The sequence below is a fragment of the Bacillus sp. LR--39 genome, from assembly GCF_053613335.1.
In genome coordinates, this window is the sequence record NZ_JBSIOT010000007.1 from 1 (window position 1) to 13,170 (window position 13,170).

Annotated in this window: 12 protein-coding genes and 2 pseudogenes; 3 read left to right on the plus strand and 11 right to left on the minus strand. The window is 45.5% G+C overall.

The features are described from left to right. Positions 1-301, plus strand: a pseudogene (locus ACWHAR_RS18930) (hypothetical protein); the annotation flags it as partial. Positions 302-405: 104 nt separating this feature from the next. Here ACWHAR_RS18930 and ACWHAR_RS18935 read toward each other — a convergent pair. Then, a complete protein-coding gene (locus ACWHAR_RS18935; protein ID WP_029325984.1) occupies positions 406-1,797 on the minus strand; it encodes an L-cystine transporter in 1,392 nt (463 codons plus the stop codon). A gap of 151 nt (positions 1,798-1,948) precedes the next feature. On the opposite strand from ACWHAR_RS18935, the gene ACWHAR_RS18940 reads away from it, so the two are divergent. Then, the gene (locus ACWHAR_RS18940) at positions 1,949-3,028 is read left to right on the plus strand and encodes a GGDEF domain-containing protein (protein WP_032874219.1); all 1,080 of its coding nucleotides are present in this window, start codon (positions 1,949-1,951) and stop codon (positions 3,026-3,028) included. Positions 3,029-3,044: 16 nt separating this feature from the next. On the opposite strand, the gene ACWHAR_RS18945 is transcribed toward ACWHAR_RS18940, so the two are convergent. Then, on the minus strand, positions 3,045-3,875 hold the full coding sequence (locus ACWHAR_RS18945) for a MetQ/NlpA family ABC transporter substrate-binding protein (protein WP_032874216.1): 831 nt from the start codon (positions 3,873-3,875) through the stop codon (positions 3,045-3,047). Positions 3,876-4,257: 382 nt separating this feature from the next. On the opposite strand from ACWHAR_RS18945, the gene cspB reads away from it, so the two are divergent. Next, positions 4,258-4,458, plus strand: a complete 201-nt coding sequence (gene cspB, locus ACWHAR_RS18950) for a cold shock-like protein CspB (RefSeq protein WP_003155376.1) — start codon at positions 4,258-4,260, stop codon at positions 4,456-4,458. A 91-nt stretch (positions 4,459-4,549) separates the two neighbouring features. On the opposite strand, the gene ACWHAR_RS18955 is transcribed toward cspB, so the two are convergent. The 9 genes and pseudogenes from ACWHAR_RS18955 to prkA all read right to left on the minus strand — a co-directional run bounded on the left by ACWHAR_RS18955 (position 4,550) and on the right by prkA (position 13,166). Continuing rightward, positions 4,550-5,497, minus strand: a complete 948-nt coding sequence (locus ACWHAR_RS18955; RefSeq protein ID WP_032874214.1) for an ABC transporter permease — start codon at positions 5,495-5,497, stop codon at positions 4,550-4,552. Continuing rightward, a pseudogene (locus tag ACWHAR_RS18960) lies at positions 5,490-5,915 on the minus strand (bacitracin ABC transporter ATP-binding protein); the annotation flags it as partial. The gene ACWHAR_RS18955 and the pseudogene ACWHAR_RS18960, both read right to left, overlap by 8 nt. 56 nt (positions 5,916-5,971) lie before the next feature. Further along, positions 5,972-6,343 carry a hypothetical protein gene (locus ACWHAR_RS18965; protein WP_003155385.1) on the minus strand — a complete coding sequence of 124 codons (372 nt, stop codon included), beginning with the start codon at positions 6,341-6,343 and terminating at the stop codon, positions 5,972-5,974. A gap of 12 nt (positions 6,344-6,355) precedes the next feature. Continuing rightward, positions 6,356-6,889: an NAD(P)H-dependent oxidoreductase gene (locus ACWHAR_RS18970; protein ID WP_003155386.1), complete on the minus strand. Its 534-nt coding sequence runs from the start codon at positions 6,887-6,889 to the stop codon at positions 6,356-6,358. A gap of 24 nt (positions 6,890-6,913) precedes the next feature. Further along, positions 6,914-8,509, minus strand: a complete 1,596-nt coding sequence (locus ACWHAR_RS18975; protein WP_003155387.1) for an MFS transporter — start codon at positions 8,507-8,509, stop codon at positions 6,914-6,916. Positions 8,510-8,549: 40 nt separating this feature from the next. After that, on the minus strand, positions 8,550-9,215 hold the full coding sequence (locus ACWHAR_RS18980; RefSeq protein ID WP_007610259.1) for an HlyD family secretion protein: 666 nt from the start codon (positions 9,213-9,215) through the stop codon (positions 8,550-8,552). Positions 9,216-9,251: 36 nt separating this feature from the next. Continuing rightward, positions 9,252-9,716, minus strand: coding sequence for a MarR family transcriptional regulator (locus tag ACWHAR_RS18985; RefSeq protein ID WP_003155389.1), 465 nt, complete (start codon positions 9,714-9,716; stop codon positions 9,252-9,254). Between the two features lie 185 nt (positions 9,717-9,901). Further along, on the minus strand, positions 9,902-11,080 hold the full coding sequence (gene yhbH / locus ACWHAR_RS18990) for a sporulation protein YhbH (RefSeq protein WP_017417325.1): 1,179 nt from the start codon (positions 11,078-11,080) through the stop codon (positions 9,902-9,904). A gap of 190 nt (positions 11,081-11,270) precedes the next feature. Then, on the minus strand, positions 11,271-13,166 hold the full coding sequence (prkA, locus tag ACWHAR_RS18995) for a serine/threonine protein kinase PrkA (protein ID WP_003155391.1): 1,896 nt from the start codon (positions 13,164-13,166) through the stop codon (positions 11,271-11,273). Between the last annotated feature and the right edge of the window lie 4 nt (positions 13,167-13,170).

Genomic DNA, 13,170 nt, shown 5'->3' on the forward strand with positions numbered 1-13,170 from the left:
ATCCGGCGGACAGCAGCACACGGACAAAGCCCGGCATTCACAAACCGGCTCTACGCAGCCTGCCGAGCTGATCAAACAGGCTTTCGGCGGGGAATCCGGCGGACAGCAGCATGAGCAGACTTCCCGCAATCACTCCGGCTCATCCCATACGGACGGCCAGGTAGACCGCAGCCGCAGTAAAGAAACTTCGCCGAAGCCTCACTATACCGAGCCGATTCACTTCGAAGAAAGCGCGGTAAATGTTTTAAATGACAGCACCGTGATGAATATGCTGGAAGAAATTGAACCCGGAAATCATTAGAAACGAAAAAATCCTTCATTCGTTCAACGATGAAGGATTTTTTCGTTTTAGCGCTCTATCTCATATTTTTCTATAAGAGAATGAACCATTGATCTGCTTTTTTGTTAAGCTTCTTCAGCTTCAATGACGATTGAGGAATCATTGTACACCGCGGTATCGGTTTCCTTCGTCATTTTACTCGTTAACAGCCCTGCGGTCATACTGCCGCTGACATTTAAGGCGGTGCGCCCCATGTCAATTAACGGCTCAATTGAAATGAGCAGCCCGGCAAGCGCGACAGGCATGTTCAAAGCGGATAGGACGAGCAGAGCCGCAAATGTCGCGCCGCCTCCCACGCCTGCTACACCGAATGAACTGATTGCCACGATGGCAATGACGGAGATGATAAATCCCGGTTCAAACGGGTTTTGCCCTACTGTCGGCGCAATCATCATCGCGAGCATCGCCGGGTAAATGCCGGCACAGCCGTTTTGACCGATCGATAAGCCGAATGAACCGGCGAAGTTCGCAATTCCTTCCGGGACGCCCATGCTTTTTTGTGTTTTAATATTGAGCGGCAAAGCCCCTGCGCTTGAACGGGACGTAAACGCAAACACCATGACAGGAAATGCTTTTTTCACGTATGTGATCGGATTTAAACCGCTGAACGTAATCAGCAGCAAGTGAATGATAAACATGACAATAAGCGCGGCGTATGAAGCGATCACAAACATCCCCAGTTTCGTAATGCTGTCGATGTCGCTTGTCGCGATCGTCTTTGTCATAATCGCCAATACCCCGTAAGGCGTCAGTCTTAAAATTAGTGTCACGACGCGCATAATAATCGCGTATACCGCATCGACAATTCCGCTGAAAGTCGCAGCGTGCTCCGGCTGTTTCCGTTTCACGCCCAGAAAAGCGATGCCGAGGAAAGCGGCGAAAATAACGACTCCGATGGTGGAAGTCGGTCTGGCCCCCGTGAAATCAAGAAACGGATTTCCCGGCAGAAGCTCAACGATTTGCTGAGGCAGCGTTTTGGCCGTCATATCCTCAGATTTTTGCTGCAGCTCCTGGCCTCTTGATAACTCGGTGCTTCCCTGGTCGATATGAACGGCTTTCAGATCAAAGGATAGCGCCGAAGCAATTCCGACTGCCGCAGCAATTGCTGTCGTAGCGATCAAAATTCCGATGATCAGTCCGCTGATTTTCCCGATGTTATGGGTCAGTTTCAGCTTCGTAAATGCGCCGAGAATAGAAATAAAGACTAGCGGCATGACGATCATCTGAAGCAATTTGACATAACCGCCGCCGGCAATATTAAACCAATCGGCCGTTTGTGTCACGATATGTGAAGCCGGCCCGTAAATCAATTGCAGTGCAAAACCGAATACAATGCCTAGTCCGAGCGCGGTAAAGACACGTTTAGAAAAGGAAACGTGTTTCTTTTGCATGACAAACAGACCTGCTATAAGCAAAAGCATAATGAAAACATGTAAGACTATAAATAAATTCTCCAAAACAGGTAAACACTCCCTTGCTCATTATCCTTTAACACTATATTATATGAATTCCGATCGGTCAAGTAAGAATTGACAAAATATGTATTTTTATAGACTTTTCTCTTTTCTTTCCACCCTTTCTCTAGTAACTTATATAAGGGTGATTGTTATGCTGAAGGAACTGTTTCTTAATTTAACGATTTTAATTACATTTAATTATCTCTTCACCCTTCTTTTTAAAGAGTCGCTTTCGTATAAAGAAGACCGTCTGATCTTTCAATTACTGAAGGGGACGGTCTGCGGGCTTTTAGGGGTTTTTCTGATTGCTTTCGGCTTTTCTTACTCCGATTCCATCATTGATCTCAGAAATATCCCCATTATCATCGCCGCTCTTTACGGAGGCTGGGTGTCTACGGCAGCCGCCTTTGCGATTATCGTCGCAGGCCGTATCTTGATCAATTTCAATACAAGCGCCATTTTTTCCATCGCCGCCGTCGGGGTTATTGCGATACTTTCTGCGGCCGTCCTCAGAGGAAAAAAGCCGGATCACAAAATGGCGTTCGTTATGCTGCTTTTTTCAAATGTTATTTTCACCCTGACGCTGCTGTTTCTTATGCCTGAACAGCCTGCCGGGGCCCTCGTTTATTATTGGCTTATTTCCACCTTGGGCGGAATGCTGTCGCTGTATATCATCAAACACGAAGCCGATGCCCGCCTTTTGTTCAAGCAATACAAGTTTCAAGCGAATTATGATTTTCTGACGGGGATTTTTAATAAGAGAAAATTCGAGGAAGTCTCGCGCGTTCTGTTCGATCGGGCGTCTCAATCCCCCTCGTCTCAGCTCGCGCTTATTTATTTGGATATTGATCACTTTAAGCAGATCAATGATCAATACGGCCATTATGAAGGGGATCGAGTACTGAAAGAACTGGGGACGCGTCTGAGGTTCTTACTCAGCAGTTCTGACCCGTCAGCCCGCATCGGCGGCGAAGAATTTGCCGTGCTTATGCCCAATTGCACGTATACAAAAGGGCTTCACCTCGCAGAAGAAATCAGGCACACGATTGACGCGAACCCGATTCTGCTGACGAGCGGAGATACAATTCCCGTGACCGTTTCCCTCGGCATCGCGCATTATCCGACAAATACATCGGATCCTCAGACATTGCCCCTGATCGCGGACCGGATGCTGTACAAAGCGAAAACATCAGGGCGCAATCAAGTGTGCAGCACTGAAAAAAAAGAATGATCGCCCGAAGAGGAAATCATTCTTTCTTTTCAGTGAGAAAGCCGCCTTTCAGGAAAACAGGAATCAGGCTGCCCTCATATTCTTTTTCAATAAACGCCGCGGTATCATCTGATTGATACAAAGACAGGAGTTTTTGCATCCGTTCATCATCTTTATCCTCAGCCCTGACGGCGATCAGATGAATATACGCTTCCTTCATTTGCGCCGATCGGATCAGCGCGTCCTTCTCCGCATGAAATCCTGCTCTTTTCGCCTCGCTTTGACTGAGAACTGCTGCGTCAGCATGTTCCGCCGCCTGATATGCGTTCTTTTTTGTTTCCGTTTTTAAGGTCAGATGCTTCGGGTTGTCCTTGATCATATCAGTTGAACCCGTACCGGTGAATCCCTTTTTCAATGTCATCAGTCCGGCCTCCTGCATGAGAAAAAGCGCCCTTCCGAAGTCCGCCGCTTCACCAGGCACGGCAATGACCGCTCCGTCCGGTATATCCTTCAGCCGTTTATGTTGCTTGGAATACACCCCCAGCGATGCCGCATATGTCGTTCCTAAAGGAGCCAGCTTCTTTTTCACATGAGGCGGCAAAGATTGAAAATAAGAAACGGATTGAAACGCATTGGCGTCGAGATCCCCGCCGGCAAGCGCCAAATCGGCCTCGGCATAATCCGAAAACGTTACCAAAGAAAGCTGCAATCCTTCCTCACCGGCTTTTTTCGCGACAAACTCCCAGATCGATTGATCAGATTCATTGATCCCGATAGTAATTGTCCGGTTCCCGTCAGGATAATGGCATGAAGTAAGTGATATGATCAAAATGAAAAGAAACAGACTGTTTATAAGCCGCAGGTTCAAGTTGACCTACTCCCTATCTATTTTTATGTACAGAGGCTGCACCATGATATTCGGGCTCATGATTACATACAATACCGATTTAAAAAAGGGTTGTCAATTGCTTCCTTAAGAGGCTGTAAAGCGGTTTTTATCAGCTGTAAATGGGCTGTTCTAGTCTCAAATCAGATTTCCGTATCAGAGCGTTCTCCTCTTAAAACATGTTATTTCGAAAAAAGTTACATTTAGCAGTTGTTTTTTCTTCGAATTACTGGTAGAGTAAAGGTAATTATTTTTGTTCGAACTATCTTTAAGAAGAAAGTTTTGTAAGAGTTTTCGTCTTGGAAGTTTGTTTTAGAGCAAGAATAGTGAATTTAAGCGTTATGTCGCTTTAGGAGGAAATTTCATGTTAGAAGGTAAAGTAAAATGGTTCAACTCTGAAAAAGGATTCGGATTCATCGAAGTAGAAGGTCAAGACGATGTATTCGTTCACTTCTCTGCTATTCAAGGCGAAGGCTTCAAAACTTTAGAAGAAGGCCAATCTGTTTCTTTCGAAATCGTTGAAGGAAACCGCGGACCACAAGCTGCTAACGTAACAAAAGCATAAATTGTTTAAAAAACCTGCCGGTGTACGCCGGCAGGTTTTTTTTCATCTAAAACGAAAAGCTGTTTTGCAAAGGCAAAACAGCTTTTTTATATCAGGTGGCAATATCGCGTTTTAAGAAGACGCCGAATGCGAGCGCCAGAAAAATAACGAAGTAAATCACAAGCAGCACAACCGAAAATGTCATCGTCATCCCCTCTACTAAAGGAGTCCCGTTCATATATTGCGACAAATCCGTGTTCGCAAATAAAATATATTTGGTCCATTCAAATTTCGCAGCAAGAAATACCGTCGCCGTGTTCCCCATAACCAATAGAAAAATAGAAAATCCGACCGCTAATGAGCTGTTCCGGAATACCGCAGACAGCATAAACGCCATCGTCGCAAGCATAAAAGCGGAGACAGATTCATAGACATATGTTTTAGCGAGGAAAGCGATGATATTTTGCTCAAAAACATGGCCGTCTTTGTATACGAGATGAACATCAGCCGCAGTATCTCCGCCTGTACCGAAAAAGACCAATCCCAACAGAGCGGAGCCGGCAAATAAAATCACAAGCATCAGCAGTCCGAACAGCAGCACCGTCATATATTTAGATAACAAAATCTGAAAACGGCTGAGCGGACGGATAGCCAGCAGCTTGATCGTCCCCCAGTTGAACTCATTCGCCACGATGCCTGCGGCAATGATAATCGTAAACAGCCCGGTCAAAACAGTCATCATCGAAGAATCAGCTACGTATGACCACACTGTGTACCCTGTATCCTCGGGGATGTTATGATCCATACGGTATTGATTTATCGCGACATTCTGTTTCAGGTTATCAATGAGCGTCTGATTTCCGGTTTCCTTCATCTGCTGTTTCATTTCTTTGTTTTCAGCCTGGAGCTCCTGTTTCCAATTCGGATTGGCTTCGCTGGAGGTGAAATGGTTTGACAGAAGCGCAAAACCGATCATCGAAACGCCTAAAATCACAATCATAGCCCACGTGCCGACGCGGCTGAAAATTTTTATCCATTCATTATAGATCAGCTTAAACATATTGAACCTCCTCTTTCGTCCCGCCGGTAATCTCCAAGAAACGGTCTTCCAAAGATTTTGTCATGATTTTCACTTCATATAAGCGGATATTTTCACGGACGAGCAGTGATATCACATCAGGCACCTCCTGTTTTGACAGCCTGATTTCAATGCCGTCTGTCTTCTTCACACAGTCAAACTGACTCAGAACAGCAAGAGCCTCTTCTCTTTGTTCAATATGGAAGAAGTATGTATCTTTATCCTCTTTTCCTTCATCCCTTACTTTTTGAATATCGACAAGCTCCCCTTTTTGCAGAATGCCGATTCGGTCGCACATTAACTCCATTTCTGACAGCAGATGGCTTGAGACGATGACAGCCATTCCTTTTTCACGTGTCAGCTTTTTCAGATGGTCCCTGATTTCCCTGATGCCCACGGGCAATATCTTCAATAAAAAAAAGGCAAATCCGCTATTACGCAGATTTGCCTTTTCAATTACTTCTTTTTGTTTTTTAAGGAGAGCAGCGCATCACGATAGCTGCTATCCTGCATTTTGCCGCCGCTATCAGGATCGTTTGGTTCCTGATCCGTCTCAGAAGTCTTAAACTTCTGAAGCGCCTGACGGTACACATCATCGCCCATTGTATTCTTTTTCTCACGGGGAGATTCAGATTTCACAACGACGGGAGCATGCTCGGCTGAGCGCTCCTCGGCCGGATCATGCTTTTCCGGCTGTTCGGCTGTAGTGCCGATCGCTTCTCTCTTTTCTTCTTTGACATCCTGTCCTGCAGAAGTGCTGCGGACATTGAATGTGATAAGAAGTGCAATCACAATGACAGCAGCAATAACCGCTATAATAATGGCCATATAACCCTCTCCTTACTGTCGTCCGGCAGTTAGATTACCTGTGACTTGGCTGACACGTCTGCCAAGCGCTCGGCCTAATTGAAGGCCTTCTTCCGTCATCAGCACATCGCTGTCAACCGGGCATGTGACGCCCGCGCCGTAGTAAGAGCCGTACAGCGCGTTTTCAGGAACGTTGCCGGGAAGTCCGACAACAATCATGCCTTGGTGAAACATAGGAGTGATCAGATTGTGCATTGTCATTTCTAATCCGCCATGTGTTGTCGCCGTCGTACAGAATACGGCGCCGACTTTATCAATCAGCTCGCCTTCAGCCCACAGATAGCCGAGTCTGTCGATCCACGCTTTTAAGCCTGAACTGATGGTGCCAAAGTGTCCCGGGCATCCCCAGATAATGGCATCCATGTCTTTCAGCTTGCGGATGTCTGCTTGATCGACATGGTCGATCAGGACTTCAGCCTCAGCGTTTTCTCGTGCTCCTTCGGCAATGGCTTCAGCAAGGTGTTTTGTATGTTCGCCTTCACTATCGTACACTACGTAAATTTTCATTCAGGAAACCTCCCATTCAGATGATTAAGATTCCTTCACTTCTTTAGGGGCAGGAAGCAATGACAGCTCCTCTTTTTTCTTCGCCCGCTGTTTGTCTTTCCGTACGTCACGCAAGAACAGGCTCAGGACTACGCCGATAACCGCAAAGATCGTCGCCCACATAAACGCGTCATTAATCCCCATAACGTTGGAATTAAGTGAAGCTGTTTTGTAGAGATATGAATAAACGGTTTGTTTCGCCGCATCAAGCGACATGTTCATGTTGACCATTAAATTCGAAACCGCGCTTTGGAACGACTGCATGAAGCTTGGATCAGCCGTGCTCGTTTTATCCGCAATCTGCGAATAGTGCATTGTCGTACGGTTCGTATAAATCGTTGTGATCAAACTTGTTCCGATTGAACCGCTGATCTGGCGGAGCGTGTTGCTCATCGCCGTGCCGTGGCTGTTCAACCGCGCCGGAAGCTGGTTCATTCCGGCTGTCATAACAGGCATCATTAACAGTGACATACCGAATGCGCGGATGGCATAGACAAGCATAATGTGCGTGTAAGGTGTGTCAATTGTCAATTTTGTATACTGGAATGTCGTTGCGACCGTGATGACCAGCCCGATAATCGCAAGCGGTCTCGGACCGATTTTGTCAAACAGAATACCGGAAATCGGCGACATGATCAGCATGACAATCGCGCCCGGCAATAGCAAGAGACCCGATTGCAGCGCCGTAAAGCCGACTAAGTTCTGCAGGTAAATCGGAAGCAGGAACATTCCTGTGTAAAGCGCAACGGTAATAATGATATTAATTACACTGGAAAGTGAGAAAATATCATATTTAAATACCCGGAAGTCGAGCATCGGTTTTTCAGAGCGCAATTGCTGAATGACAAACGCGGCAATCGCGATGACACCGACGATGACGGTAGACAGCACGATCGGATCTCCCCAGCCGTCGCTGCCCGCTTCACTGACTCCGTAAAGCAATGAGGCAAATCCGACAATGGATAGAATCGCACCCAAGCTGTCGAGTTTGATTTTTTGCGGTTCCACCAAGTTCTTAAAGAGGAAAAACGCTATGATAATAACGATTGCCCCGATCGGAACAAGGCCGTAGAACATAATGCGCCATGTGTAATGCTCGATGATCCAGCCGGAAAGAGTCGGTCCGACCGCCGGAGCAAACATCATCGCAAGACCGAAAATCCCCATTCCTTTCCCCCTGCTTTCAGGCGGGAAGATAAGCAGAATAGTTGTCATGACCAGCGGCTGCAGGATACCGCCGCCGACCGCCTGAATTAACCGGCCGATCAGCATGGTTGAGAAGTTAGGCGCGATTCCGCAGACTAACGTTCCCGCTGTAAAACAGAACATGGCTACGAGAAAGAGGCTTCTCTGTCCGAACCGGGTAATTAAGAACGCAGATAACGGAATCAAAACACCGTTGACCAGCATGTATCCGGTCGTAAGCCACTGAATCGTCGTCGCACTCACACCGAACTCGGTCATTAAGTGCGGCATCGCCACGTTAAGAAGCGTTTGGTTCAAGATCGCCAGGAATAACCCGGCCATAAGCACAATAAGCAATGTTTTAGGACTTTTTACTTGATTATCTGATTTAGCCACCTAAGACAACCTCCCTTCATGGTTTGATGACTGATCTGTATTATTCAGAGATTTTTACAGATGCGTTCATACCAGGAAGCACCTTGTCAGATGGGTTGCTGAGTGAAATTTTAACAGGAACTTTTTGCGTTACTTTTGTGTAGTTGCCGCTTGAGTTTGAAGAAGGCAGCATATCAAATGTTGAATTTGTCGCATAACCGATTTCTTCTACTGTTCCGTCAAATGTTGTATTAGGGTCGCCGTCAACAATTACGTCTACTTTGTTTCCTACTTCAATGTCTCTAATGTCTGTTTCTTTAATGTTTGCAGTGATGTAAAGGTGTTTCATGTCAATTTCTTGGGCAATTGTCGTACCGGCTTGCACCATTTGGCCGTTTTTCACTTCGTTTTTCACGATTGTTCCATCCATGATGGCTTTTACGTCAGCATTTTGCTGTCCTTTGATTTTTGCAACAACGTCGTTTTTGCTTACTTCTTTCCCCTCATCAAGGTTCCAGTCAGTTACTTTACCCGCAGCAGGAGCTGTGATAGCAGCCATGTCGCCGGCAACTTTTGCTTCATCGGTTTTTACATAGTGTGTGCTTTGATAATAGTAGTAAGCACCTCCGCCTATAATTGCAAGAACAACAATCAAACCGATAATGTTGGTCAGAATTAAACGTCCTCTGTTCATTTTGTTTTCTCCTTTCGTTTCTTCCTCTATCATTTTGTGGAATGATGATAAAAATATGTGGGGATTTTTTTATTTTCCGTTTTTCACTGCACAGCCGTTTGCAAGCTTCGTTAAACTTTCCGCAAGCTTGCGCAGGTACTGCAGTTCAGCGGTATTGAGCTGCCGGTATAAGACCGCCGCTTTTTCGGCATATTGAACAGCAGCTTTCTTTAGAAGTTCTTCCCCCTCTTCGGTTAACTGAATCATAACAACACGCCGGTCGTCGTGATAGTCGCTCCGAACCATTAGGCGGCGCTTATACAGAATATCGGTCATTCTCGTGACAGACGCCGGTTTCAGATCAAGCGACAAAGCCAGCCTTGAAAGCTGCGTGCTTTTGCTCTTATGTATTTTGAACATCAGCAGATACTGCAGCACTGTAATATCAAAAGGTTCAAGCACTGTCTCCAGAATCATTTTCTGCTTTTTGTAAATCGATCTGGAAGTATCAAACAGTTGTTCAAAACTGAGCAAAGCGAGCTCTGATTCAATCACCGTATTTTCACCTCATTCCCTTAATAATAGTTCACAAGATAAAATATTAATAAATGAAAGAAGGTTTGTAAAGAGAAAAGTTTCATTTTTTAAGGATTTTTTTTATGCCGTTTTTTCTCTTTATTTTTAATTTAAAAAAGCCGGGCGAAGAACCGCGGCCCACGATTCTTCACTCGGCTTTATATTTAATACGATGCTTTGCTTACACCGGCTTCCTCATTTTTAAAAAAGCTTTTCAGCGCTTGAAATACGTCTGATTTCTGTTTCAGGATGTAGTATTTAAATTTATCATCTTTGACATTTTTATAGGCGGACATGAGGGTGGAATGCCTGTTATATTGATTGACCTCACCGTAACAGAACAGATTCGATTTTTTCATGATGTCATTGACGAGCTTTACGCACCGGGCGTTATCCGAAGTCAGGTTATCTCCGTCTGAAAAATGAAACGGATAGATGTTGTAGCGGGCGGGGTCATATTTTTCATCAATTAATTCAAGAGACTTCCGGTAAACGGAGGAACAGATGGTGCCCCCGCTCTCGCCTTTCGAGAAAAAATCTTCTTCGGACACGACCTTCGCTTCCGTATGGTGGGCGATAAATTCGATATCAACCGTTTCATACTTTGTCCGTAAAAATCGTGTCATCCAAAAAAAGAAGCTCCTCGCCATATACTTTTCCCATACGCCCATCGAACCGCTTGTATCCATCATGGCTAAAACGACAGCTTTCGATTCCGGCTTCGTCACATCATTCCATGTTTTGTATTTCAGATCTTCCGGATAAATAGGGTAAAACGACGGCTTGCCTGTCATAGCGTTTCGTTTATAGGCCGACAGCATCGTCCTTTTCTTATCGATATTCCCTGTCAGCCCGGTTTTCCGGATATCATTGAACTCGATATCGGTATGGACGATATTGTCCCTTTCCTTTTGCTGCAGATTCGGCAGTTCTAATTCCTGAAACAGCGCTTCTTCCAGATCCATCAATGAAACTTCCGCTTCATAATAATCCTCGCCTGCCTGATCGCCTGCTCCCTGGCCTTTTCCGGCACCCTGCTTTTTATCTGCGCCGTCTCTTGCGACGACATCGCCGACTTCGCTGTCGCCGTCGCCTTGGCCGACATGTTTATTTTTATCATAGTTATAACGGATTTTATATTCATCAAGCGAACGAATCGGGATTTTCACGACATCTTTTCCGTTGGACATAATAATGCTTTCCTCAGTGACAAGATCCGGAAGGTTGTTTTTTATCGCTTCCTGTACTTTCTTTTGGTGGCGCTGCTGGTCATCAAAGCCTTTGCGATGGAGGGACCAGTCTTCCTCTGAAATCAAAAAATTTCCGCTGTCATTACGGGACATGAATTCCCCTCCTTAACCGTTATGGTCGTTTTACATGTGTATTCCGGCTTGGTCCTGTTTATGAAACAAGTCCGGCGAAAAGATTTATTTTCATCTTATGCCGGACGGACTCTCCAATTGACAAACAATTGCGAAAAACAGCCAAAAGAACCCGTCCTTTTACAGACGGGCCTCTCAATGAAATCAAACATCAGCGGTTTAACAAGCTTCCGACATACTTCAGTAGTTCATTAGCACTAGTCGAATTATAGCCGTGTTCATCTATTAACCTTGCCACTACCTCATTGACCTTTTTAAGCTGCTGCTCATCCGGCGTTTTGGTTGAGGTCGTAATTTTCACCACATCTTTTAAGTCTGCGAACAGCTTTTTCTGAATCGCTTCGCGGAGTCTTTCGTGCGAATTATAGTCAAAGCGTTTTCCTTTTCTTGCATAGGCGGATATGCGGATTAAAATTTCTTCGCGGAACGCTTTTTTCGCGTTTTCTGAAATGCCGATCTGCTCTTCAATGGATCTCATCAGTTTTTCGTCAGGATTCATTTCTTCACCCGTCAGCGGATCGCGGAGCTTATTTTTATTGCAGTACGCTTCCACATTATCTAAATAATTGTCCATGAGAGTTTTCGCGGATTCTTCATATGAATAGACGAACGCCTTCTGCACTTCCTTTTTGGCGATATCATCGTACTCTTTCCTGGCGGCGGAAATAAAATTCATATACCGCTCTTTGTCCTCGGCGGAGATGGACGGATGCTGGTCGAGTCCTTCTTTTAAGGAGCGCAGCACGTCAAGCGAATTGATCGATTCCATATTTTTTCGGATAATCGTTGAGGAAATGCGGTTGATGACATAGCGCGGGTCAATTCCGCTCATTCCTTCATCGTGGAATTCCTTCTTCATATCCTCCAGATCAACGGAATTGTAACCTTCAACGCTTTCTCCGTCATAGAGCCTCATTTTTTTGACGAGATCAATATCAGAGCGGTTCGGTTCCTTCAGCCGGGTCAAAATAGAAAACATCGCGGCCACTTTTAATGTATGGGGGGCGATGTGTACGTCAGAAACATCACTTTCAGAAATCATTTTCTCATAAATCCGTTCTTCCTCTGACACCTTTAAATTATAAGGAACAGGCATCACGATGATCCTGGAGTGAAGGGCTTCATTTTTCTTATTGGCAATAAACGAGCGGTACTCCGTTTCGTTCGTATGCGCAACAACCAACTCGTCGGCTGAGATGAGCGCAAACCGTCCGGCTTTAAAATTCCCTTCCTGCGTGAGTGACAGAAGGTGCCACAGAAATTTTTCATCGCATTTCAGCATTTCCTGAAACTCCATCATTCCGCGGTTCGCTTTATTTAATTCACCGTCAAACCGATAAGCGCGCGGATCTGATTCTGAGCCGTATTCGGCAATCGTTGAAAAATCAATGCTTCCCGTCAAGTCGGCGATATCCTGTGATTTCGGGTCAGACGGGCTGAAGGTTCCGATTCCGGTACGTTTATCCTCCGAGAAGAATATACGTTCAACCTTTACATCCTCAATTCTGCCGCCGTATTCTTCTTCAAGCCGCATGACATTAAGCGGAGAAAGGCTGCCCTCAATTCTGATGCCGTATTCTCTGTAGAAGTCGTCGCGCAGATGATGGGGAATGAGATGGAGAGGATCTTCATGCATCGGGCAGCCTTTAATGGCGTAAACAGCGCCGTTGTCTGTCAATGAGTAGGCTTCAAGCCCTTTTTTCAGCATGGTGACAAGAGTTGACTTTCCGCCGCTGACGGGTCCCATCAATAGTAAAATCCGTTTTCTTACATCGAGCCGCTTGGCAGCCGGGTGAAAGTATTCCTCCACGAGCCGTTCCAGAGATTCCTCAAGGCCGAACAGCTCCCGCGAGAAAAAGCTGTATGTCTTTTTACCGTCATCCTCCTCGATTCCGCTGTCTTTTATCATATTAAAAACGCGAGAATGAGCAGACTGCGCGACCAATGGATTTTCTTTTATGATCTCCAAATAATCAGCGAACGTCCCTTCCCATTTGAGCCGCTGCTCTTCCTCTCTGTACTTTTCAATTTTCTTTAATATATCCATAAGA

Bases quoted from the DNA above. Each gene is read 5' to 3' on its own strand.
- ACWHAR_RS18940 (WP_032874219.1), top strand. From the start codon at position 1,949: ATGCTGAAGGAACTGTTTCTTAATTTAACGATTTTAATTACATTTAAT.
- cspB (WP_003155376.1), top strand. From the start codon at position 4,258: ATGTTAGAAGGTAAAGTAAAATGGTTCAACTCTGAAAAAGGATTCGGA.
- ACWHAR_RS18955 (WP_032874214.1), bottom strand. From the start codon at position 5,497: ATGTTTAAGCTGATCTATAATGAATGGATAAAAATTTTCAGCCGCGTC.
- ACWHAR_RS18965 (WP_003155385.1), bottom strand. From the start codon at position 6,343: ATGGCCATTATTATAGCGGTTATTGCTGCTGTCATTGTGATTGCACTT.
- ACWHAR_RS18970 (WP_003155386.1), bottom strand. From the start codon at position 6,889: ATGAAAATTTACGTAGTGTACGATAGTGAAGGCGAACATACAAAACAC.
- ACWHAR_RS18980 (WP_007610259.1), bottom strand. From the start codon at position 9,215: ATGATAGAGGAAGAAACGAAAGGAGAAAACAAAATGAACAGAGGACGT.
- yhbH (WP_017417325.1), bottom strand. From the start codon at position 11,080: ATGTCCCGTAATGACAGCGGAAATTTTTTGATTTCAGAGGAAGACTGG.
- prkA (WP_003155391.1), bottom strand. From the start codon at position 13,166: ATGGATATATTAAAGAAAATTGAAAAGTACAGAGAGGAAGAGCAGCGG.